The sequence below is a fragment of the Gillisella taibaishanensis genome (assembly GCF_001938985.1).
Taxonomy (GTDB): domain Bacteria; phylum Pseudomonadota; class Alphaproteobacteria; order Rhizobiales; family Rhizobiaceae; genus Allorhizobium; species Allorhizobium taibaishanense.
Genome location: NZ_MKIN01000021.1, coordinates 564,998 through 587,172, shown reverse-complemented (window position 1 = coordinate 587,172; position 22,175 = coordinate 564,998). Strand labels below are relative to the sequence as shown.

General features: G+C 59.4%; 20 protein-coding genes. 14 read left to right on the top strand and 6 right to left on the bottom strand.

All coding sequences use genetic code 11. The features are described from left to right. Positions 1-11: 11 nt before the first annotated feature. The gene (locus tag BJF91_RS09790; RefSeq protein ID WP_267890145.1) at positions 12-3,110 is read left to right on the top strand and encodes an efflux RND transporter permease subunit; all 3,099 of its coding nucleotides are present in this window, start codon (positions 12-14) and stop codon (positions 3,108-3,110) included. Positions 3,111-3,178: 68 nt separating this feature from the next. Here BJF91_RS09790 and BJF91_RS09785 read toward each other — a convergent pair whose 3' ends face one another. The 4 genes from BJF91_RS09785 to BJF91_RS09770 form a co-directional block, all read right to left on the bottom strand. After that, positions 3,179-4,132 carry a sugar-binding transcriptional regulator gene (locus BJF91_RS09785; protein WP_075614284.1) on the bottom strand — a complete coding sequence of 318 codons (954 nt, stop codon included), beginning with the start codon at positions 4,130-4,132 and terminating at the stop codon, positions 3,179-3,181. Positions 4,133-4,153: 21 nt separating this feature from the next. Further along, positions 4,154-5,620 (bottom strand): FGGY family carbohydrate kinase, encoded by a 1,467-nt coding sequence (locus BJF91_RS09780; protein ID WP_075614283.1) that lies wholly within the window; start codon positions 5,618-5,620, stop codon positions 4,154-4,156. 85 nt (positions 5,621-5,705) lie between these two features. Further along, positions 5,706-6,674, bottom strand: a complete 969-nt coding sequence (locus tag BJF91_RS09775; protein WP_075614282.1) for a transketolase family protein — start codon at positions 6,672-6,674, stop codon at positions 5,706-5,708. Then, a complete protein-coding gene (locus BJF91_RS09770; protein ID WP_075614568.1) occupies positions 6,674-7,483 on the bottom strand; it encodes a transketolase in 810 nt (269 codons plus the stop codon). Before BJF91_RS09770 ends, BJF91_RS09775 begins: the two co-directional genes overlap by 1 nt. A 227-nt stretch (positions 7,484-7,710) precedes the next feature. Between BJF91_RS09770 and BJF91_RS09765 the strand changes: the two genes are divergently transcribed. The 4 genes from BJF91_RS09765 to BJF91_RS09750 all read left to right on the top strand — a co-directional run bounded on the left by BJF91_RS09765 (position 7,711) and on the right by BJF91_RS09750 (position 12,194). After that, a complete protein-coding gene (locus BJF91_RS09765; protein WP_075614281.1) occupies positions 7,711-8,691 on the top strand; it encodes an ABC transporter permease in 981 nt (326 codons plus the stop codon). Between the two features lie 115 nt (positions 8,692-8,806). Beyond that, positions 8,807-9,736: a sugar ABC transporter substrate-binding protein gene (locus tag BJF91_RS09760; protein WP_075614280.1), complete on the top strand. Its 930-nt coding sequence runs from the start codon at positions 8,807-8,809 to the stop codon at positions 9,734-9,736. 164 nt (positions 9,737-9,900) lie between these two features. Next, positions 9,901-11,379 carry a sugar ABC transporter ATP-binding protein gene (locus BJF91_RS09755; protein ID WP_075614279.1) on the top strand — a complete coding sequence of 493 codons (1,479 nt, stop codon included), beginning with the start codon at positions 9,901-9,903 and terminating at the stop codon, positions 11,377-11,379. 26 nt (positions 11,380-11,405) lie between these two features. Next, complete coding sequence (locus BJF91_RS09750) at positions 11,406-12,194, top strand: SDR family oxidoreductase (RefSeq protein ID WP_075614278.1); 789 nt, start codon at positions 11,406-11,408, stop codon at positions 12,192-12,194. A gap of 311 nt (positions 12,195-12,505) precedes the next feature. Here the strand turns inward: BJF91_RS09750 and BJF91_RS09745 are convergent, their stop codons facing one another. Further along, positions 12,506-13,288, bottom strand: a complete 783-nt coding sequence (locus tag BJF91_RS09745) for an SDR family oxidoreductase (RefSeq protein ID WP_075614277.1) — start codon at positions 13,286-13,288, stop codon at positions 12,506-12,508. 222 nt (positions 13,289-13,510) lie between these two features. Here BJF91_RS09745 and BJF91_RS09740 point away from each other — a divergent pair, with 222 nt between their 5' ends. The 5 genes from BJF91_RS09740 to BJF91_RS09720 are packed head-to-tail and all read left to right on the top strand — an operon-like array spanning position 13,511 to position 18,266. Then, positions 13,511-14,752 carry a hypothetical protein gene (locus BJF91_RS09740; RefSeq protein ID WP_139310644.1) on the top strand — a complete coding sequence of 414 codons (1,242 nt, stop codon included), beginning with the start codon at positions 13,511-13,513 and terminating at the stop codon, positions 14,750-14,752. A gap of 50 nt (positions 14,753-14,802) precedes the next feature. After that, positions 14,803-15,423, top strand: coding sequence for a PI-PLC domain-containing protein (locus BJF91_RS09735; protein ID WP_075614275.1), 621 nt, complete (start codon positions 14,803-14,805; stop codon positions 15,421-15,423). Between the two features lie 4 nt (positions 15,424-15,427). Then, positions 15,428-16,081, top strand: a complete 654-nt coding sequence (locus tag BJF91_RS09730) for an HAD family hydrolase (RefSeq protein ID WP_234801587.1) — start codon at positions 15,428-15,430, stop codon at positions 16,079-16,081. Further along, positions 16,078-17,562, top strand: a complete 1,485-nt coding sequence (locus BJF91_RS09725; protein WP_075614273.1) for a glycosyltransferase family 2 protein — start codon at positions 16,078-16,080, stop codon at positions 17,560-17,562. The genes BJF91_RS09730 and BJF91_RS09725 overlap by 4 nt, the downstream gene beginning before the upstream one ends. Positions 17,563-17,567: 5 nt before the next feature. After that, the gene (locus BJF91_RS09720) at positions 17,568-18,266 is read left to right on the top strand and encodes a glycosyltransferase family protein (RefSeq protein ID WP_075614272.1); all 699 of its coding nucleotides are present in this window, start codon (positions 17,568-17,570) and stop codon (positions 18,264-18,266) included. Positions 18,267-18,383: 117 nt separating this feature from the next. Here BJF91_RS09720 and BJF91_RS09715 read toward each other — a convergent pair whose 3' ends face one another. Beyond that, complete coding sequence (locus BJF91_RS09715) at positions 18,384-18,692, bottom strand: ribbon-helix-helix domain-containing protein (RefSeq protein WP_075614271.1); 309 nt, start codon at positions 18,690-18,692, stop codon at positions 18,384-18,386. A 195-nt stretch (positions 18,693-18,887) separates the two neighbouring features. On the opposite strand from BJF91_RS09715, the gene BJF91_RS09710 reads away from it, so the two are divergent. The 4 genes from BJF91_RS09710 (at position 18,888) to BJF91_RS09695 (ending at position 22,135) form a co-directional block, all read left to right on the top strand. After that, positions 18,888-19,283, top strand: coding sequence for a VOC family protein (locus tag BJF91_RS09710; protein WP_075614270.1), 396 nt, complete (start codon positions 18,888-18,890; stop codon positions 19,281-19,283). Between the two features lie 89 nt (positions 19,284-19,372). After that, a complete protein-coding gene (locus BJF91_RS09705; protein ID WP_075614269.1) occupies positions 19,373-19,903 on the top strand; it encodes a Twin-arginine translocation pathway signal in 531 nt (176 codons plus the stop codon). 75 nt (positions 19,904-19,978) lie between these two features. Continuing rightward, positions 19,979-21,550 (top strand): GMC family oxidoreductase, encoded by a 1,572-nt coding sequence (locus BJF91_RS09700; RefSeq protein WP_075614268.1) that lies wholly within the window; start codon positions 19,979-19,981, stop codon positions 21,548-21,550. A gap of 195 nt (positions 21,551-21,745) precedes the next feature. Beyond that, the gene (locus tag BJF91_RS09695) at positions 21,746-22,135 is read left to right on the top strand and encodes a c-type cytochrome (RefSeq protein ID WP_075614267.1); all 390 of its coding nucleotides are present in this window, start codon (positions 21,746-21,748) and stop codon (positions 22,133-22,135) included. The last annotated feature ends 40 nt before the right edge of the window (positions 22,136-22,175 follow it).

The window sequence follows — 22,175 nt, the reverse complement described above, 5'->3', positions numbered from 1 at the left end:
AGACGTCACCCGTGAAGCGCACATCCGGATTTTTCAACTTTTTCATCGACCATCCCGTCGCCACCTTCCTGATCATGGTTGGCATCGCCGGGATCGGTGCGATCTGCTACCCGCTGCTACCGGTCTCGGCCTTGCCGCAGATGGATTTCCCAACCGTCCAGATCGCCGCCAGCCTGCCCGGCGCCTCGCCGGATACGATGGCGTCCAGCGTTGCCCAGCCGATTGAACAGGCGCTGTCGCGCGTCAGCGGCATTACCGAGATGACCTCGACCAGTTCGCTCGGCAACACGTCCATTACGATCCAGTTCGCGCTCGATCAGGATATTCAGACGGCGGCAAGCGATGTGCAGACGGCACTCAGCGAGGCCTCCGGCTCGCTGCCGAAGGACATGACCTCCCAGCCGACGGTGCGCAAGGTCAATCCGGCCGATGCGCCAGTCATGCAATTGTCTGCCACATCCGATCTGCTGACGCTGCCTGAACTGGACGAATATATTGAAAGCAATGTCGCCACAAAGATCGGCCAGGTCTCCGGTGTCGCCTATGTCAATATCGGCGGCAAGCAGAAGCCTGCGATCCGCATCGCCGTCGACCCCGGCAGGCTCGCCCAGGCGAATGTGACGCTCGAAGACGTCCGCAGCGCCATCGGCAATCTGAGCCTGAGCGCGCCGAAGGGCAATATCGACGATCCGACCCGGACCTTTCCGATCTATACCAACGACCAGATCACCTCGTCTGCCGAGTGGAACGATGCGGTCATTGCCTATCGCAATGGCGGACCGGTCCGCATCCGGGATATCGGCCGTGCCGTCGACGGTGCCGAAGACACGAAGATGGCTCATTGGACCAATGGCGAGCGCGGCATCGCGCTTGACGTATTCCGCCAGCCCGGCGCCAATGTCATCGAGGTCGTCAACGCCATCAAGAAGCAATTGCCGGCGCTGCAGGCGTCGCTTCCTCCGTCGATCAAGCTGGAACTGGTGACCGATCGCACGACGACGATCCGAGCCTCGGTGGATGATGTGCAGTTCACGCTGCTCTTGACCATCGGCCTCGTCGTTCTCGTGATCTTCCTGTTCCTGCGCAATGTGCGCGCCACGCTGATTCCAGCCGTGACACTGCCGATTGCCCTTGCCGGCGCGCTCGCTCCTATGTGGCTGCTGGGTTTCAGCCTCGATAATCTCTCACTGATGGCACTGGTCGTGGCCGTCGGCTTCGTAGTCGACGATGCAATCGTCATGCTCGAAAATATCAGTCGTCATATCGAAGACGGAATGGCCCCGCTTGAGGCCGCGCGCAAGGGAGCGAGCGAAATCGGCTTCACGATCATTTCGATCAGCCTGACCCTCGTTGCGGTGCTGATCCCGATCCTGATGATGGGCGGCATCGTCGGCCGGCTGTTCCGTGAATTTGCGCTGACGCTGACGGTGGCAATCGCGCTTTCAGCCTTCGTGTCGCTGACGCTGACACCGATGCTGGCCGCACGCTTTCTGAAGCCTGTTGCCCGCGAAAAGCATGGACGGCTCTATCGGGCCGGCGAAGCGTTCTTCGATGGGCTGCTGGCGCTTTACGCGCGCAGCCTGGTGCCGGCCCTCAGGCATATTTACGTGACATTGTTCATCTTCCTGGCGACTGTGGTCCTCACCGGCTATCTGTTCGTCACCATCCCAAAGGGCTTTTTTCCCGAGCAGGATACCGGCTTTATCGCCGGGCTTTCTCAGGCGTCTCCCGACATCTCCTACAGCGAAATGGTCAAGCTGCAGGAAAAAGTCAGTGCGATCATCCTGCGTGATCCCGCCGTCTACAGTGTCTTTATGGATATCGGTGGCGGCAATGGTGGCAATGCCATGAACCAGGGCCATGTGAACATCACCCTGAAGCCGCTGGCAGAACGGGGCGTCAGCGCCCGCGAGGTCATCGATCGGCTGGGGACGGCGCTCAACGCGCAGCAGGGTATCAAGCTTTTCATGCAATCGGCGCAGGACATTAATATCGGCGCCCGCCCGGCCAAGACCCAATATCAGTACACGTTGCAGGACGCCAATATCGCCGAACTCGCGACCTGGTCGACAAAGGTCACCGACGCGCTGCAGGCCATGCCGCAACTGCGCGATGTCGGTAGCGACCGGCAGGCGGAAGCGCCAAACCTGACTATCAAGATCGACCGGGCCGCCGCCAGCCTTTATGGCGTGCTGCCGTCGACCATCGATGACACGCTTTACGACGCCTTCGGCCAGCGGCAGGTGGCGTCCTATTCGACCCAGACGGACACGTTCCACGTCGTGCTGGAGGTGCTGCCCAGTCTGCAGCGCGATATGTCGACCCTCGATCGGCTATCGGTCCGCTCAAGCAATGGCACGCTGGTGCCTTTGCCGGTCGTTGCCAAATGGTCGACGGATGGGGTTGCACCGGTTTCCATTGCCCATCAGGGACAGTCGCCCGCGGTAACCGTGTCCTTCAATCTTGCGCCGTCGGTGGCTCTGGGCGATGCGACGAAAGCCATTGAGAACACGGTTGCGGGTCTGCATCCGCCGGCCTCGTTGCAGACGAGCTTTTCCGGCAGCGCCAAGGCCTTCGAGGAATCACTGGCCACCGTGCCGCTGCTGATTTTGGCGTCGCTGTTTGTCGTCTATATCATTCTCGGCGTGCTCTATGAGAGCCTGATCCACCCGCTGACCATTCTGTCGACCCTGCCTTCGGCTGGGCTTGGCGCGCTGCTGGCGCTGGACTGGGCCGGTTTCGATTTCGGTCTGGTCGGGATGATCGGTGTTATCCTGCTGATCGGCATCGTCAAGAAAAACGGGATCATGCTGGTCGATTTCGCTATTCAGGCGGAAAAGGACGGGATGAGCAGTAAGGATGCCATCGTGCAGGCCGCGCATCTGCGCTTCCGGCCGATCCTGATGACGACCATGGCGGCGCTGCTTGGCGGCATTCCGCTGGCCATCGGCCACGGCGCCGGCTCGGAGCTGCGCCAGCCGCTTGGCTATGCCATCGTCGGCGGCTTGATCGTTAGCCAGATCCTGACGCTGTACACGACGCCGGCCATCTATCTCCTGCTCGACAGGCTGCGCCGCCCGCAGACCAAGGCAGCGGTGTCGACGCTTTAGGTCTTCTTTTGTCGCATGTACGTTATCGTTTAATTGCGGGCAATTAAACGCGACATGCTTTAAAGCCTTTATAGCGAGAGCAGACGCTCGGCTGTGAAGCGGTCGGTGATCAGCATGTGCAAAAGACCGGTCCGCAGTGCGCCGGCGATCGCTGGAGTTTTCTTCTGGCCGCCGGCCAGCGCAATGACCCGCCGGATACCCGAGAGCGCCTCCGGCGGCAGCCCGATCACCCGGTCGTCCAGCGGCGTCTTGACGAATTTGCCACTGCTGTCGAAAAACCTGAGCGAGATATCGCCGACAGCGCCGGCCTCGGCCAGATCGGACAATTCGCGGGCGGAAAAGATATTGCCGGACCGGGCCAGAAGCTCCGATGGCTCGACAGCACCAATGCCGACGATGGCAAGCGTGATGCTGTCGAACAGGTCCATGGTTTCGCGCACGAAGGGATCAGACAGCATCAACAGCTTGGCCTCGCGCGACGATGCCAGTCCCTGCACCGGCAGCAGTTTAGGCTCCGCGCCGGTCAGTCGCGCCAGTCGCGTGGTCAATTGCGTCGCGTGGGTCTGGACGGAAGGGTCTCCCATGCCGCCCAGCGTTTGCACGACATAACGCGCCAGCGTGCCGCGCTGCGGATGGATGTTCTCCACCATCTTGAAGATCGTCTGGCTCCAGCTGGAGACGCCGATGACTTCGCCCTGAATCAGCGTCGCCTCGAGCAGATGCGCCGCTGCTTCGCCGATGCGCGACATAATCGCGCCGTCCCGGTCTTCCGAACAGTCGACGACGACCACTTCCGGCAGGCCGAAGCGATGCCGCAGCCCGTCTTCGAGATCGCTGAACGTGCCGGCGGGCGGAATGACGCTGGTGCGCACGATGCCTTCGGCTTCGGCGCGCTTGAGCATGCGCGATACCGTCGCCTGGGAGAGGTGCAGATGCGCCGCGATATCGGCCTGGCGCTTGCGCTCCACATGATACATCTGCGCCACGCGGGTCACCAGTCGAAGCTCGTTGATGCGGCCCATCAGTCCTCCGGGGATGAATTTTTATTCATCTTTAGCGGGAATGGGCCGAAAGGTCGAGCGGTCAATCGCATCCTTCCAGATCTCGAGCCTGTCCTGCCGGTCTCCGGCTTGGGGTTCGATGCGGCTGCCGTCGCCGGCAAGCCGGGCGATGTCATCAAGGCTGCTCCAGAAGCCGACCGACAGGCCCGCGAGATAGGCGGCGCCCAGTGCCGATGCTTCCGGGGCCTCCCGCTGGATCACAGGATGCTGCAAGATATCGGCGACGCATTGCATCAGAAACCGGTTCTGGCTTGGGCCGCCGTCTACATAGAGCGCGCCAGCGGCATGAGTGGACTGGGCGCGCATGGCGGCAACGACGTCATGTACCTGGAAGGCGATGGAATCGGTAACCGCGCGCGCCATTTGCGCTCGAGTGGTCGAAAAATTGATTTGCGAAAAAAGCGCACGCGACTCTGTATCCCAGTAGGGCGCACCGAGTCCGACAAAAGCAGGGACAAAGCCGGGGCCATTGGGGTCTGCCGTCTCCGCCAAGGCGATCAGGGCTGCGACATCTGGCAAGCCGAGGATTTCGGTCATCCAGGGCAGGCTGGCCGCCGACACCAAAATATTGCCTTCGAAAGCGAAAGTTGGCTTGCCGCCCAGCCGCCAGGCAACCGTGGTGGTGATACCGCCTTCCGGCGCAATATACTCACCGAGCGTTGTCATGACCGATGAGCCGGTGCCGAAGGTGACCTTGCCATCGCCCGGACGGTAGGCACCATGACCGAACAGGGCGGCATGGCTGTCGCCAATTGCTGCCCGGATCGGCGTTCCATTGGCAATGCCAGCAATACCGCGAGTTACTCCGAAATCGCCGGAACTGTCGCGCACGTCGGGCAGCGCTCTGCGATCGATGCCGAAGAGAGAGCACAGTTCTTCACTCCAGCCCTGCGCCTTCAGATCGAAGGCCTGGCTGCGGGCGGCATTGGAGGCGTCGCAGGCGTGGGTCGCGCCGCCGGTCATGCAGTTGATAAGCCAGGCATCCACGGTGCCAAGCCGCAGGTGACGATCATTCGGTGCCCGCTCCAGCAGCCAGCGCATTTTCGAGCCTGGAAACATCGGGTCAATCGGCAGGCCCGTTAGTTCCTGCACCCGAATGGAGTGGCCGTCGCCATTCAGCTTCGCGCAGTCATCTGCGGTGCGTCGGCACTGCCAACTCAGCACCGGTCCCAGCGCTTCGCCGCTCTCTCCGTCCCAGATCGTTACCGATTCGCGCTGGTTGGAAATGGCGATGGCCTCGACGGCAGCCTGCGGGCAGGCTGAAAGGCAGGCGGCGATAGCTTCTTGCACAGAGGCCCAGATCCGGTTCGGGTCCTGTTCCACCCAGCCCGGCTGTGGATAGGAAATGCCGACCGCTGATGACCCTCGGCTCAAAATCGCGCCATCCGGCGAGACGAGAATGGCCTTCGAATTGGTGGTGCCCTGATCGATGGCGAGAATGGCCCGCATGGCGTCTATCCCGAGAAAGAGGCTAAGAAGCGGAACCGCCCGGGCCGGTAGGGCATCGGGCGGCTCAAATGTGTTTTATGATGACTTATTTACGCTTGACCAGCGCCAGCGCCGCCTCGGCAATGGCCAAGGGCGCCATACCATATTCGTCGAGCAGCATTTCAGCCGAGCCGGTATGGGCATAGACGCCGGGAACACCAAGCCGCTTCATCGGCACAGGCTGATGATCGACGACCACTTCCGCAACGGCAGAGCCGAGGCCACCGAAGATGGAGTGTTCTTCTGCCGTCAGAATGGCGCCAGTTTCGCGAGCCGCGCTGATAATGGCCTCTTCGTCTATCGGACGAACTGTCGCCATGTTCAGCACGCGCGCTTCGACGCCGCGCTCGGCAAGCAGCGCAGCCGCTTTCAAAATACGGTGGGTGAGGGTGCCATTGGCAATCAGCGTCACATCCTTCCCATCGCGCAGAAGATTGGCACGGCCGGGCACGAAGACATGGCCTTCAGGCAGCAGGTCGGGCACACCAACACGCGACAGGCGCAGGAAGCAGGGGCCGTCATAGCTTGCCGCCCATTCCACCGCCGCCGCCGTTTCGATCCGGTCGCATGGGGCGATGACCGGTAGATTGGGCAGGACCCGTGTCCAGGCAAAATCCTCGATCGAGTGATGTGTCGGGCCGAGTTCGCCATAAGCCATGCCTGACGAAATGCCGATCAGCTTCACATTGGCATTGGAATAGGAGATGTCGGCCTTGATCTGCTCGAGCGCTCGGCCCGTTAGAAAGCAGGCGGCGGCACAGACGAAAGGCAGGCGCCCACCATTGGCAAGACCGGCGCCGACGCCGATCATGTTCTGCTCGGCAATGCCGACATTGACAAGCCGCTCGGGGAATTTCGACTTGAAGCCACCGAGCTTTGACGAGCCGACGCTGTCATTGCAGACGGCGACGATTGTATCATTGGCGGCGGCCAGTCGCTCCAGCGTTTCGGCAAAGGCATCGCGGCAATCGTGCAGCTTTTCAGCTGGGGCTCCGGTTTGGGTCAGCGCGTTCATCACAGAGCCTCCGACAATTCGGCAAGAGCGATCTCATACTGTTCCTTGTTCGGCACTTTGTGATGCCAGTCGACGCGGTCCTGCATGAAGGAAATGCCATGGCCCTTGTTGGTATGGGCCACCACGCAATGCGGCCTCGCGCCGCGATATTCGAGGGCGGTGACCACCTCGGCCATGGCATTGCCGTTGATTTCGGTCACTTCCCAGCCAAAGGCTTCCAGTTTGGGGCGCAGCGGAGCGATGTCATTGGTATCGGCAAGAGCAGCACCTTGCTGGAAGCGGTTGTGGTCGACGACGAGGGTAAGATTGTCGAGCCCGAACTGCGCGGCGGCCATGATGGCTTCCCAGTTCGAGCCTTCCTGCATCTCGCCATCGCCGGTCATCACGAAAGTCCGGTAATCGGCGCCGGACAATTTGGCGGCTTTCGCCATGCCGACTGCAACGGGCAGGCCGTGGCCAAGCGGCCCGGTATTGGTTTCCACGCCCGGCACCTTGTTACAGTTCGGATGGCCGTTCAGCCGCGAGCCTGGCTTGAGGAAGGTCGAGATCTCGTCTTCGGGAAGAAAACCGCGTTTGGCGAGCGTGATGTAGAGCGCACAGGCGGTATGCCCCTTGGACAGGACAAACCGGTCACGGCCCGGATGTTTCGGCTGGTCGGGATAAATCCGCAGCACGCGGAAATAAAGTGCTGTCAGAATATCGATCGCCGACATCTCACCGCCGATATGGCCGGCGCCTGCCTCAAAAACGGCCTGGAGATCGCGCCGGCGGATCTGGCGGGCCATGCGCTCGAGCTCTTGGGTCTGCATAAAAACCTCGCTATGCATAAATATGCGTATGCGGTTAGTTTTGCACAAGTCGGGCGGCAGTCAAGAGGGTTTGACGCGAAAAGTTGCGATCAACCATTAAATTCGCAGGGGCTGGCAAAGGCGGTTGACAGATATTTCGCTCGTTGGTACTGAATTAAATACCGTATGAGAATATTTATGCAATAGCTGAGACGGAGCTTGGCATTTGCAGTCGATCGGGAGGAATCATGGTCGCCATCGACGCCAAGGGCGAAAAGTCCCACGCAAAGAACCTGTTCGGCTGGCTGAGTGGCGCGACCGGGCCGCTGATCGGGCTGATTGCGCTTTGCCTGTTCCTGAGCGTGATGAGCGACAGCTTCCTGTCCCTGCGCAACGGCCTCAACATTCTCGACCAGATCACCGTGCTCGGCATCATGGCCGTGGGCATGACCTTCGTCATCCTGATCGGTGGCATTGATTTGTCGGTCGGTTCGGTACTGGCGCTTTCGATGATGATCATGGGCTGGACCGCCAATGTGATGGGCCTGCCCATGGCGATTGCCATTCCCATTGCGCTTATTGCCTCTGCTATCAGCGGCTTTGCCGTCGGTGTCATGGTCACGCATTTTCGCGTGCCTGCCTTTATCGCCACTCTTGCCATGATGTCGGTTGCGCGTGGCGTCGCCAACATGATCACCGACGGCCAGCAGATCGTCGGCTTTCCGGATTGGTTCATGATGCTCGCCATCGACCGCCATTTCGGCGTGCTGACGGCAACCGTGTTCGTGATGCTCGCTGTGGTGCTCGTGTCCTGGATTTTCCTGAAATTCCGTGCCGAAGGCCGCATGCTCTATGCTGTGGGCGGCAATCCTGAGGTGGCTCGGCTGGCAGGCATCAATGTCCTGCGGGTTACCATTGCCGTCTATGTCGCCTGCGCCGTGCTGGCAGGCCTTGCCGGCATCGTGCTCGCCGCCCGGCTGGATTCGGTGCAGCCGTCGAGCGGTCTCGGCTACGAACTCGATACCATCGCGGCGGTCGTGATTGGCGGTACTTCACTGTCTGGCGGTGCCGGCGGCATCGGCGGAACGCTGATCGGCGTGCTGATCATCGGTGTGCTGCGCAACGGCCTCAATCTGCTCAACGTCTCGCCGTTTCTGCAGCAGGTTATCATCGGCGTCGTGATCGTCGTTGCCGTTGGCGCCGAAACCCTGCGCCGGCGCCCGCGCTGAGCAGATGCGGCAGGGCCGCAACTGAAATTCCCTCCGCTGCGGCGGGGGGAAGTACTGATGCCTGAGGGGGGAGGTTCATGCCCTTAGGTCGCTATCAACCCTTGAGGAGGAACTCATGAAACTCACCCGCATTCTGTTTGCATCCGCCGCCGTTCTCGCCTTGTCGCTGAACATGGCCGAAGCCAAGGAAGTCAAGAAAATCGGTCTGGCCGTTGCCAATCTCCAGGCCAATTTCTTCAACCAGATCAAGCAGTCGGTCGAGGCGGAAGCCAAGAGCCGCGGTATCGAGGTCATCACCGTCGATGCCAAGGGCGACGGCCCGACCCAGGTCAACCAGATACAGGATCTCTTGACCCGCAATGTCGACGCTCTGATCTACATTCCAGCTGGTGCTGCGGCCGCAACTGTACCGGTCAAGCTCGCCAAGGCCGCTGGCGTTCCGGTTATCAATATCGACCGCAATGCCGATGGCGCACCGGGCGACACCTTCATTGCCACCGATTCCGTCGCCTCAGCCAATGACGTGTGCAAGCACATCATCGAAAAGGCCGGCGGCAAGGGCAAGATGGTCATCATCCATGGCCAGAAGGGCACGACGCCGGAAGTCGATCGCACCAAGGGCTGCATGGAAGCCGTCAAGGCCAACCCGGATGTGAAGATCGTTGCCGAGCAATGGTCGAACATGTGGAGCCAGGATGAAGGCTTCCAGATCATGCAGAACATGCTGCAGGCTAATCCCGACGTTTCTATCGTCTTCGCGCAGGCCGATGGCCTGGCGCTCGGCGCTGCCCAGGCCATCAAGGTCGGCAAGCCCTCGCAGAAGATTGTCGTTGGCGGTTTCGACGGCGATACGGCAGCACTTGAAGCCCTGAAGAACGGCGTCTTCGATGTAACGGCCACACAGCAGACCCAGAAGATGGGTCGCATGGCTGTTGATATGGCGGTCAAGATCGTCGGCGGCGAAAAGGTCGAGCCGGTGCAGCTTCTGAACGCGACGCTGACCACCAAGGACAATGTCGCCGGCTTCATCGCCAACCATCCCTGATCCTCCCGAGGCGGGTCCCGGCTCAAAGCTGGGGCCCGTCTTTCCAGAGCATCGGACATTTCCGAAAAAGGTTTCCCCTTTTCGGCCCGATGCTCTCGACTTGCCCGAGATCCCGAGCGGCGGGGCCGGGCGGTGATTGCCGATTTCGTCCGAGGACCTGTGTCATGCCTGATCCCATCCTGTCCCTTCGCGGCATCAGCAAGAGCTACGGCTCCGTCGAAGTGCTGCGCAAGATGGATCTCGATATCCATGCCGGTGAGGTCGTCGCGCTTTTAGGCGAAAATGGCGCCGGGAAGTCGACGCTATCAGGCATCATCGCTGGCTCGCGCATGCCGTCCGAAGGCAGCATGAATTGGCAGGGCGAGCCCTATGCCCCGGGATCGCCGCGCGAAGCAATCGACAAGGGCATCGTCCTCATTCACCAGGAACTGCAACTGCTGCCGGAACTGTCGATTGCCGAAAACGTCTTCATCGGTCGCTGGCCAATGAAGAATGGTGTCGTCAATCGCGCCGAAATGGTGGCGCGGGCCCAGGAGCAGCTTGCCCGCCTCAATCTGCACATCCCCGCCACCCGTAAGGTTGCCGGCCTCTCCACGGCCAATCAGCAGCTGATCGAGATCGCCAAGGCATTGGCCCTGAAGGCGAAGCTGCTCATCCTCGACGAACCGACGGCAGCGCTGGGCGGAGCCGAAACCGAGGCACTGTTTGCGCAGGTCCGCAAGCTGCGCGCCGAGGGCGTCGGCATAATCTATATTTCTCATCGTATGGAAGAAATCCGCCAGATCACCGACCGAATCGTCGTGCTGCGCGATGGTGAGCGGGTCAATGAATTTGCCGACAGCGCCACGCCTGTCCGTACCATCGTCGAAAGCATGGTCGGGCGCTCGCTGGAGCGGATGTTTCCAGCCCTGCCGTCGCCGGGCACCCGCAAGGTGCTGGAGGTCCAGGCCGTCAGCGGTGCAAATGGCGCGTTTAAAAACGTTAGCTTCGATGTCCACGAAGGCGAAATCCTCGGCATCGCCGGCCTGATCGGCGCGGGCAGAACCGAGTTGGTGCGCAGCATTTGCGGCGCAGATCCGCTGGCATCAGGCGCGGTGCGGCTGGATGGGCAAGAGCTCGTCTTGCGCAGCCCTGCCGACGCGATCGCCAAGGGCATCGTCATGGTGCCTGAAGATCGCAAATCGCAAGGCCTGGTTGTCGCCCACGAGATCGGCGAAAACATCGCCTATGCCAATCTCGACCGCTTCAAGGGCGGCTGGGTTACACGCAAGTTGAAATCGGCCTTGGCGAAGAAGGCGATTGCGTCCTTCGGCGTCAAGGGCCGCGACGAGCAGCCCGCTTCCGATCTTTCGGGCGGCAACCAGCAGAAAGTCGTGATCGCCAAATGGCTGATCCGCAATCCCAGGGTCGTCGTGCTGGATGAACCGACCCGCGGCATCGATGTCGGAGCACGCGCCGGCATTTACGGCATTATCGCCGATCTTGCGCGCCAAGGCGTTGCCGTGATCGTGGTCAGCTCGGATCTGGAGGAAGTGCTCGGCGTGTCCAACCGCATCCTCGTTCTGGCGCAGGGCAAGCAGGCCGGTATTCTCGACCATGAGGCGGCAAACGACGTCTCGGTCATGGAACTTGCGACACTTTGATTGGCAATATTTTGAAAGGAAGGACGATGTCCGACATCACCCTCAACGCCCCCAAACTCTTCGATCTCGCCGGCAAGGTGGCCTTCGTCACCGGCGCCGGCAGCGGCATTGGCCAGCGGATTGCCATGGGGCTTGCGCAATGCGGTGCCGACGTGGCGCTGCTGGACCGGCGCACGGATGACGGTCTTGCCCAAACGGCCGATTTCATCGCCAAGGCGGGCCGGCGCTCCATCCAGATCGCTGCTGACGTGACCTCGAAACAGGCGCTGAGCGATGCCGTCGCCCGCACCGAAGCCGAGCTTGGGGCCTTGGGTTTGGCGGTCAACGCCGCTGGCATCGCCAATGCCAACCCGGCCGAGGAGATGGAGGAAAGCCAGTTCCAGACGATGATGGACATCAACTTGAAGGGCGTGTTTTTCTCCTGCCAGGCCGAAGCGGCCGCCATGCTGAAGCACGGGCGCGGCGCTATCGTCAACATCGCCTCCATGTCCGGCGTTATCGTCAATCGCGGCTTGATGCAGTGCCATTACAATGCGTCGAAGGCCGGCGTCATCCACATGTCGAAGTCCATGGCGATGGAGTGGGTTGGGCGCGGCATTCGCGTCAATACGATCTCGCCCGGCTATACGGCCACCCCGATGAACACCCGCCCGGAAATGGTGCATCAGACCAAGTTGTTTGAAGAGCAGACTCCCATGCAGCGCATGGCAAATGTCGATGAAATGGTCGGCCCGGCCGTCTTCCTGCTATCGGATGCGGCCAGCTTCGTTACTGGCGTCGATCTGCTGGTCGATGGCGGCTTCTGCTGCTGGTAAGCCGCTGACTTAATTCCATCTGGATACGATAACTGACATGTCGCGCTGGTCAACACGGACCGGCGCGTCAAAGCTATGGCTATCCGCGACCTTGAAGCGGTCGATCGGCACCTGGTGAGATAGCCAGATTGGCGATTTATCCATGCCGCACTACGGCCTTATGGGAAAGCCGACCCTGCTGCGGGTCAGCTTTCCCATCGACGCTAAGGCCACGGTCTATCAGACCCGCTCGTGAAGGCTCACCCTTCAGAAAATGGCGTGTTGGCATACAGTCTCTGTTCGGTGAATGGCTCTACACCGTGTAGACGGCCTCACGACATGATCAGGCCGCCGTCCACGTTGATGGTCTGCCCGGTGATGTAGGCGGCATCATCGCTGGCGAGAAAGGTCACCAATCCGGCGACATCCTCGCCGGTGCCGGCGCGTTTCATTGGGATGCCGTCGACCCATTCGCGCATCAGTTCGCCGGGTTTGTAATCGCCCAGCAACTTGCCCCAGGCTTCGTCGTTATAGGCCCACATGTCGGTTTCGATGATGCCTGGGCAGAAGGCGTTGACGGTGATCTTCTCGACGGCGACCTCCTTGGCGAGGCTTTGGGTAATGCCGACGACCCCCATCTTCGATGCGGCATAATGTGGCGTGTAGATGAAGCCGTCACGGGCTTGGCCTGAAGCCGTGTTGATGATACGGCCGCCGCGCCCGTGCTTGCGCATACGTGCTATAGCCTCTTGCGCACAGAGAAACACACCCTTGGTGTTGACCGCCATCACGAAGTCCCATTCCCGCTCCGTCATGTCTTCGACGCGGGCGATGGTGATGACGCCGGCATTCTGGATCGAGACATCGACGGTGCTGAAGGCAGTCTCGGCCGCGTCATACAACGCGATCACGCTTGCTTTGTCCGTGACATCGCCGACGAACGAAAGCGCCTTGCCGCCATTATCGCGGATTTCCTGGGCAACCGTCTCAACGCGCTCCTCATTGGCCGAAACGACGAGATTGGCGCCCTCGCGTGCAAAGCGCTTGGCAATCGCCGCGCCGATGCCACGACTGGCGCCGGTTATTACGACAGTCTTTCCTGAAAAACAGAGCATGCTTCCTCCCATGGCCGGCTCACTCCGGCGTCTTTTGTGTCCTCCGGCAAGCCAATTGATTTGCCGGACCTTCTCGATCAACGGCGAGTATGATGTCGTGAAATAAAAAATCAATAACGAATATTTATCCAGATGATTGAGTGGCTGTTGCGGCCTGAGTCAACAGCCTCATACAAGTTTCGCCTAATAGCGTTCCTTCGAATTTACAGATGGGGGACTGCTGTGCCTGTTAATCTCGATAAGAGTGTACGTGATAGCCTTGGGCTTGGTGCCGGGCCGCGTGATGACGTTGTGCTCGAGAGATTGATGAAGGAGCGGATCTGGACCTTCGGCAAGGCTGGAACCAAAGAAGTGTTTGCCCCGCAGCTGGGCCTGGAGAGCGGTGGTTGGCTGCGCGGCTACTCCCATCCCAATGAGCATTCCTGGCGGGTTAAGGGCGGTGCGGTCGAGCTTCTGAACCAAAACAACACGGTTTCTACCCGCTTCGATCATGTGAAGTTGGTCGATGGCCGGCTGCAGATGGAAGGGCGTTTTCGCCTTCCCGGTGAAGCGTCAGTTCATTATTTGCATGAATCTGGCGCACGTAAGCTGCCTGACAATCGTACGGCGCTGATCGTTCCGATCCACGATGCCTATTTCATTTACGGAATCAATCTGCTGTTTCAGAGCATGGGGGCCGATTACGATGTCGTCTTCGTGTTTTCGACCGATGCCGATCGCTTGCAATTCCGGCAGATGCACCAAGCCTCGGCCTATCTCAGCTATACATCCATCGTTCTGTCGGATTATTTTTCGGCAAGCGCTCTGTCTGTCGTGGCTGAGCAGCGGACTTGGCCGACCATCAAGAAATTCCTCGCTCTTGCGCTGATCCATCAGTCCTACGACTATATTCACTGCGTCGATGCCGAGACCTACGTGCTCAATCCCACCGGCTGGACGCAGGCGTCGGAAGCGATTGCATCCGCCAGCCGCTGGTATGGTGGGACGCTGACGGCAAATCATACGTCAGAGCGGCAGATCATGTATGCCTCATCTGTTTTGCTGGCGCCGATCGCTGACCATGAGAATATCCAGACCGTTTCTGGAAACTGGGCTTTTTATACCTGGTGGTGGGACCTACCGGTCTATGTCGCCAAGAGCGTCCCGGGTTTCCTGGAATGGATCGGCTGGGACATGAGTCTCCAGTTCGTGGAGCGACTGGTCCACAGCGTCTTCGACCATATTACCTACCAGTTTTACATGGCGCTGCATGGCGGCTTTTCCTTCACGGTCGTGGAGGGCATGAACCATGCGCTGGAATTCAGCACCGCCAATCTCGTGTCGCGCGTTCACAAGCAAATCCATCCGATGCGGTGGACGAATGCGCTCGCTTACGCGCAGGACCCCGGCTTTTTCAGGCAGAACGACTACTTGGCCGTCTATCACATTGACAGAAAAACCTTCCCGCAATTCAACCCGGATTGATAGCCGCCAGAGGATGCGGGCGGCCGTCATCCAACCCGATTGGATAAGTGATGAAAATTCTTGCGCATCGCGGCTGGTGGTTGGAGCCAACCGAGAAGAACAGCGAGACAGCCTTCCGTCGCGCGTTTGAAAACGGCTTCGGCGTCGAAACCGACACGCGTGACCAGAACGGCGTGTTGAAAATCGCCCACGACATGCCTGTCGGCGATGATGTCATGGATCTCGATTATTTCCTGGCGCTGCACAAGAGCTATGCCGGGTCCGGCACGATTGCCATGAACATCAAGGCCGACGGATTGCAGACGCTGCTGCGCAGCGCGCTGGACAAGGTCGGAATCTCCGATCTCTTTTGCTTCGATATGGCCGTGCCGGACGCTCTCGGCTATTTCAAAGCCGGTTTCGTTGCCTATACCCGCCATTCCGAACTAGAGCCGGTGCCGCCCTTTTACGACAAAGCTGAGGGCGTGTGGATCGATGCCTTCTATTCCGATTGGATCACGGCTGAGGTCGTCCAGAAGCATCTTGATGCGGGCAAGCGTGTCGCGCTCGTTTCGCCCGAACTGCATGGACGCGACCCGGCTGCCGCCTGGGATGCGTGGAGCGACCTGAAGGGCGACACTATCGCGATCTGCACCGACTTGCCGCATCTGGCGGCTGAAAAATGGGGATGAGGTCATGGACCTGAGGGGACGACAACCGATGATCAAGGCGGTGCTGTTCGATATGGATGGCGTGCTGATCGATGCCAAGGAATGGCATTACGAGACGCTCAACGATGCGCTCGCGCTATTTGGGCTGAATATCAGCCGCACGGAGCATCTGGCCGTTTACGACGGTCTGCCGACGCGCAAGAAGCTGGAAATGTTGAGCAAGACGCGCGGCCTGCCGCCGAAGCTGCACGATTTTCTCAATACGCTGAAGCAGAAGATGACCTATCAGGTCATTGTTGAGAAATGCGCGCCGGTGTTTCATCACGAATACGCGCTGTCGCGGCTGAAACGCGAAGGCAAGAGCATCGTCGTCTGCTCCAACTCGGTGCGATCAAGCGTCGAAGCGATGATGCGCCAGTCCGATCTCTTGAAATATCTGGATTTCTTCCTGTCCAACCAGGATGTGGGCAAAGCAAAGCCCGACCCCGAAATCTATCTTATGGCCATCGAGCGGCTTAACCTGCGCCCGGAGGAGTGCCTGATCCTCGAAGACAACGATCACGGCATCCAGGCTGCGCGCGCGTCCGGGGCTCATGTCATGGTGGTCGGTTCGACCAACGATGTGACCTATGAGCGTATCATCACCAAAATCAACACGATCGAGGCGGGCGTCCAGTGAGATATCTTATCCCCATCGCGTCGAAGGACGATCTTTTCCCGAAAGACGAGTATCATTTCCCCAAACCGTTGATCGAGGTCGACGGCGCACCGATGATCTCTCTCGTGGTCAACAGCATCCGCAATCGCGACGCCTCAGCGCGTTTCATCTTCATCGTGCTGCATCAGGATGCGCTTGAGTACAGCCTGGACCAGATCCTGAAACTGCTGGCAGGCCCGTCGACAACAGTGATCGAACTCAACAATCCGACCATGGGCGCCGTCTGCTCGGCGCTGATGGCGGTCGACCACATTGGCGATGACGAGCCGCTGGTGATCTGCAATGGCGACCAGATCATCGATGCGGATCTCTCCGGCATCGCCAGGGATTTCGTACGCTCCGGCGCCGATGCCGGCGTAGTCACCTTCGACTCAGTCCATCCGCGCTGGTCCTATATCCGCGAAAACGGCCGAGGCGAGGTGATCGAGACAGCCGAAAAGCGGGTGTTGAGCCGCAAGGCGATTGCCGGCTACTATTATTTCCGATCCGGCAATCTATTCATCGAAAAGGCCCAGACCTACCTTCTGAAGGCGGACCCGCTCGGCGGCAAATATTACCTGTCGCCGGTGCTGAATGAAGTGGTGCTGTCGGGCGGACGGATCGTCCAGCACGAGATCCCCTCGGACAACTATATTTCCTTCTATTCGCCCAAACGCATCGAGTTCTATCAGAACGAGCTGCGCGGCAAGGTCGCTGTCCTCGCCAAGCCGTCGCGATCGGTGCAGGTGGTCATCCCGATGGCCGGCCTGGGTAGCAGGTTTGCCAAGGTGGGCTATAGCAAGCCGAAGCCCTTTATCGACGTGAAGGGCAAGACCATGATCGAACGGGTCATGGACAATCTGCGGCTCGACCACGCCCGCTTCGTGCTGATCGCCCGACAGGAGCATCTGGACGCCGAACCCGACGTCGTCGACGGGCTGAAGGAGCGCGGCGACCTGGTGTTTTCACCGATCGACTTCGTCACGGAAGGCGCTGCCTGCACAGTACTGACCGCCCGCCATCATTTCGATCCCGACGCGCCGTTGCTGATTGCCAATTGCGACCAGATCGTCGATTTCGATTGCGCCGACTATCTCTACGACGCAATCGAGCGTGACCTCGACGGATCCATCCTGTGCTTCAAGGATAGAGACCGCGATCCGAAATGGTCCTTTGCCCATGTCAATGATGAAGGGCTGGTCGACGAGGTCAAGGAAAAGGTGCCGATCTCGGATAATGCCACCGTGGGCATCTACTATTTCCGCCGTGCCCGCGACTTTATTGACGCGGCAACGGACATGATCGCCCATAATGATCGATCAAACAACGAATTCTATGTCTGCCCGGTCTATAATTACTTGATCCGCCAGGGCGGCAGGATTGGCGTCTACCATATCGCCCCGGATGCGATGCACGGCATTGGCACGCCGCCTGATCTGGAAGCCTATCTGGAGCTGATCTGACCGCGATGAAATGTATCGTTCCCCTTGCCGGGCCTGATCTGTGGACCGAAAAATACGGGTTCAGGCCATTGATGGATCTCGATGGCACGCCTCTGATCGAGGCGGCACTGAAACAGCGGGCCTGGGCTGTCAGGCTTGCGCCGGAAGACTACATTTTCGTGGTCCGCGCGGTGGAAAAACTCGATGTGCTCACCGGCTACCTCTCCCGCAGTTGGCCCGGCTGCCGCATCGTCACCCTGTCGCATCTGACGGGCGGTGCGGTGTTTTCAGCTTTGGCTGCCATGTCGCTGGTGCAGCCGGACGAGCCGCTGATCATCGATCTTGCCGATATCCTGTTTTCGGACGGACCTGACGATCCGCAAGCATTGTTTGCGGCAGAGGGCCATGGCGCTGTCGTCCCGGTCTTTGTCTCTGACGAGAGTTGTTACAGCTATCTCGACATTGTCGAAGGTCAGGTAACGCGGGCTGTGGAAAAGCAGGTGATTTCCAATCATGCCTCCGCTGGCGTCTACATGTTCCGTTCGGTTCAGGTGTTTCTGCAGGCGGCTGTGCATAGCATTGATGAGCGCTCGACTTTGAGCGTGCGGGGCGTGCTGTTCATCTGTCCGATGGTCAAGGGCGTGATTGCCGGTGGGATGACCGTCTCTGCACCTGATGTCCCCGATTGCCGGCCGGTTGGAAAGATTTTTCACGCGCTGGATTGACCATTTGCCACCCGCATAATGCCGCGCCCGATTTTCCGGGCCGAGCGCCGCGCCAAGGCCTCTGCAATCGCTTCAATCCGTTATCGGCCAAGCCCCCACCTGGCCGACGCGGCTCGATCACTCGGCTGCCATGATCTTGAAGGAGGCTGGCTCTGGCTCGGTCTTGCCATTGTTGATCAGGTAGATCAGACAGCTTGTGCGTAACAGCGAGCTGAAGTTGGTGATGGAGCCATTGATCTCCAGGGCTTCGTCATAGAGCGTCGACAGAAAACGGGCAGTGGAGTAGCCCTGCCTTTCAGCGATCTCATCGATCAGCAGCCAAAAGGCCGCCTCCAACTGGATGCTGGTGGAATGACCGCCTATCCGCACTGAGCGATTGATCGGGCGATAGCGCTCCGGGTCCTGACCGGCATAGATTTCACACATGGCTTCCTCCTGGTTTTTGTTATCTTGCTAATGTGTTCCCCGGCCTGGCGATCGTCAAATCACTTCGGCACCCGCATTGCCAAACGATACCAAAGTTTATCGGAAGGGCGGAACATTTCTCCCATGCGGTAATCGGTTGCTACCAGCATTGCCAAAAGCTTCGGTAATCTGCCTTCGAAATGAAGGAGGCCCGATTTGGCAAAAGCTATTCATTCCATGATCCGCGTGCTGGACGAGGCACGATCCGTTGCATTCTATCAGACGGCGTTCGGCCTGTCCGTGGCCGACCGTCTCGATTTCGAGACCTTCACGCTCATCTATATGAGCAATGAGGAAAGCGATTTCGAAGTCGAGTTGACCGTCAATAAAGGGCGGACCGAGCCCTATGCGCTAGGCGACGGCTATGGACATTTCGCTGTTTCCGTTGCCGATCTCGAAGCGGAACATGCCCGTCTTGAGGAGGCTGGGCTCAATCCTGGCAAGATCGTCGACTTCAATCGCGATGGCGGCCTGCTTGCCCGCTTCTTCTTCATCACCGATCCCGATGGCTATAAGATAGAGGTTCTTCAGCGCCACGGCCGATACAAGTAGCGAAATGATTACAAGCAGATGTCGGCCGCTTTAGGAGAAGCGGCCGATGTGAAGCATATCAACGCCATTAAGCCTGGAGGAGGACAAGAATGGCGACGTTGTATGAGGACAAGCGCGGCCTTTCCCGCCGCGATGTTTTGAAGAGCGGTACCATTGGCGCCGCATTGATCATTTCGGGCCAGGCGGTGATCTGTCCCGAAGCCGCCTGGGCTTTGGAGAGCCAGGCGCTGAAGCCCGAAACCATGGCGACGCTGATCAAGCTTGCCCGGGATATCTACCCGCATGACCGCCTGGCCGACCGTTTTTACGCCATCGCCGTAAAGGGCCAGGACCAACTTGCCCAGAGGGATGCCACGCACAAGACGCTGGTCGAGGACGGCGTGGCCGATCTCGACAAACGGGCTGGTGCCGGCGGCTATGCGGCAATCGGCTGGGAAAAGGATCGTATCGCCATCCTGCATGATATCGAGAAAACGCCCTTCTTCCAGGCCGTGCGCGGTGACCTGGTGGTGAGCCTTTATAACCAGAAGGAGATCTGGCCGATCTTCGGTTACGAGGGCGAATCCTATTCCAAGGGCGGTTACATCAATCGTGGTTTCAATGACCTGGAATGGCTGTGAGGATTGACCCTCGCTCGCGAGGAGGCGGGCTCAAGGGTTGATGCGGCGCGGTGAAGGGCTATCGGGAGGAATATCATGCCTGCACCTTATGATCTGAAAGACGATAGTGTCGTCGTTATCATCGGCTCGGGGGCCGGTGGCGGCACGCTTGCCAATGAACTGGCCCAGAAGGGCATCGATGTGGTCGTGCTGGAGTCAGGCGCGCGCATCGAGCACGAGGATTTTATCAATGACGAGTGGGACAGTTTCGCCCAACTCGCTTGGCTCGATCATCGCACCACCGGCGGCGGCTGGCGGGTCTCGAAGGACTTTCCCAATCTCCCGGCCTGGATCGTCAAGGCCGTCGGCGGCACCACCACCCACTGGGCTGGTGCCTCGCTGCGCCTCCAGGAACATGAATTCAAGACGCACACGCATTATGGCGACGTTAAGGGTGCCAATCTGCTGGACTGGCCGATCACACTCGCCGAACTGGAACCTTACTACGCCCGTGCCGAAGACAAGATGGGCGTGACACGCACCAATGGTATCGAGGGGCTGCCGGGCAACAACAATTTCAAGGTGTTCAAGGCGGGTGCCGACAAACTCGGCTACAAGGAATGCAATACCGGCCATATGGCTATCAATTCCAAGGAACGTGATGGTCGCATGGGCTGTCAGCAAACTGGATTTTGCTTCCAGGGCTGCAAATGGGGTGCGAAATGGTCGACGCTCTACACTGAAATCCCGAAGGGGGAGGACACCGGCCGTCTGGAACTGCGTGCCCAATCGCATGTCCTGCGCATTGAGCATGACAAGTCCGGCAAGGTCACGAGCGTGGTCTATGCTGACAAGGACGGGAAGGTCCAGGAGCAGAAGGCGCGCATCGTCTGCGTGGCCGGCAATTCCATAGAAAGTCCACGCCTGCTTTTGAACTCGCATTCCTCGATGTTCCCGCAGGGTCTCGCCAATTCCTCCGGTCAAGTCGGCAAGAATTACATGCGCCATACGACGGGCTCGGTCTATGCCGTGTTCGAAAAGCCGGTGCATATGTACCGCGGCACGACCATGGCCGGCGTCATTCGCGACGAAGCAAAGCATGACCCGTCGCGCGGCTTTGTCGGTGGCTATGAGTTGGAAACGTTGTCGCTTGGCCTGCCCTTCATGGCAGCATTTCTCGATCCTGGCGGCTGGGGCCGGTCGTTCACGTCCGCACTCGACGATTATCCAAATATGGCGGGCATGTGGATTGTCGGCGAGGACATGCCGCAGGAGCAGAATGCCGTAAAACTGCATAAGGAGTTGAAAGACAAATACGGCATGCCGATCCCGGATGTCTGGTTCACCGACCATGCCAATGACGTTGCCATGCGCAACCACGCCTATGCGCAAGGGCAGGCGCTCTATGCCTCGGTCGGGGCTATGCGATCCTTCCCGACGCCACCCTATCCCTCCACGCATAATCTCGGCACCGTCAGGATGAGCGAAAAGGCCCGCGACGGTGTCGTCAATAAATGGGGCCAGACGCACGACATCAAGAATCTGTTCGTGTCCGATGGCAGCCAGTTCACCACCGGCGGCGCGGAAAACCCGACATTGACCATCGTGTCGCTTGCTATTCGCCAGTCGGAATTTATTGCCAAGGAGATGTCGGCGAAGTCGATCTGACTGCTCAGCAGAGCATTGCCGGGGAAAGTGGAATCCGGCTCTTCGTTAGGGAATGCGTCAAAGCAAGGTAAACGGATTGCCCGGCCTCATCGCTCCGGCCGGGCCCTCCCGCGCGGTCGGGTTCACACAGCCCGCGCCACCTGTGACCGGGTAACCGGTCACCTTTTTGATACGCTTCTGAGAGGACGATATGCGATGAAATTCCCAGGCGCCCCGTTGATCGCATTGGCCGCCCTTCTTGTTCCCGCGTTGGCTCTTGCCGAGGGCGATCCGGCAAAAGGTGAAATCGTCTTCAAGAAATGCGCAGCCTGCCACAATATTGATAAGTCGGAAAATAAGATCGGCCCGCATCTGGTGGACATATTCGGACGCAAGGTCGCATCTGTCAGCGATTACACCAACTATTCCGACGCTCTGAAAACAGCGGGCGCCAGCGGAGCGGTCTGGGATGAAGAAAGCGTGTCAGCCTGGGTGACTGATCCGAGAAAGCTGCATCCCGGCAACCGCATGAGCTTTACCGGCTTGAAAAATCCAGAGGATGTGGCGGATCTCATCGCCTATCTGAAGAGCAAGCAAGCACACTGATGTCCATGTTTGCGTGAGGGCACCGCCCGTGCCCTAGAGT

Coding starts and splice junctions, on each gene's coding strand:
- BJF91_RS09785 (WP_075614284.1), bottom strand. CDS start 4,132: ATGGGCCGCATCAACGAGCTTCGACTGGTGACCCGCGTGGCGCAGATG.
- BJF91_RS09780 (WP_075614283.1), bottom strand. CDS start 5,620: ATGCGGGCCATTCTCGCCATCGATCAGGGCACCACCAATTCGAAGGCC.
- BJF91_RS09775 (WP_075614282.1), bottom strand. CDS start 6,674: ATGAACGCGCTGACCCAAACCGGAGCCCCAGCTGAAAAGCTGCACGAT.
- BJF91_RS09770 (WP_075614568.1), bottom strand. CDS start 7,483: ATGCAGACCCAAGAGCTCGAGCGCATGGCCCGCCAGATCCGCCGGCGC.
- BJF91_RS09765 (WP_075614281.1), top strand. CDS start 7,711: ATGGTCGCCATCGACGCCAAGGGCGAAAAGTCCCACGCAAAGAACCTG.
- BJF91_RS09760 (WP_075614280.1), top strand. CDS start 8,807: ATGAAACTCACCCGCATTCTGTTTGCATCCGCCGCCGTTCTCGCCTTG.
- BJF91_RS09755 (WP_075614279.1), top strand. CDS start 9,901: ATGCCTGATCCCATCCTGTCCCTTCGCGGCATCAGCAAGAGCTACGGC.
- BJF91_RS09750 (WP_075614278.1), top strand. CDS start 11,406: ATGTCCGACATCACCCTCAACGCCCCCAAACTCTTCGATCTCGCCGGC.
- BJF91_RS09745 (WP_075614277.1), bottom strand. CDS start 13,288: ATGCTCTGTTTTTCAGGAAAGACTGTCGTAATAACCGGCGCCAGTCGT.
- BJF91_RS09735 (WP_075614275.1), top strand. CDS start 14,803: ATGAAAATTCTTGCGCATCGCGGCTGGTGGTTGGAGCCAACCGAGAAG.
- BJF91_RS09730 (WP_234801587.1), top strand. CDS start 15,428: ATGGACCTGAGGGGACGACAACCGATGATCAAGGCGGTGCTGTTCGAT.
- BJF91_RS09720 (WP_075614272.1), top strand. CDS start 17,568: ATGAAATGTATCGTTCCCCTTGCCGGGCCTGATCTGTGGACCGAAAAA.
- BJF91_RS09715 (WP_075614271.1), bottom strand. CDS start 18,692: ATGTGTGAAATCTATGCCGGTCAGGACCCGGAGCGCTATCGCCCGATC.
- BJF91_RS09705 (WP_075614269.1), top strand. CDS start 19,373: ATGGCGACGTTGTATGAGGACAAGCGCGGCCTTTCCCGCCGCGATGTT.
- BJF91_RS09700 (WP_075614268.1), top strand. CDS start 19,979: ATGCCTGCACCTTATGATCTGAAAGACGATAGTGTCGTCGTTATCATC.
- BJF91_RS09695 (WP_075614267.1), top strand. CDS start 21,746: ATGAAATTCCCAGGCGCCCCGTTGATCGCATTGGCCGCCCTTCTTGTT.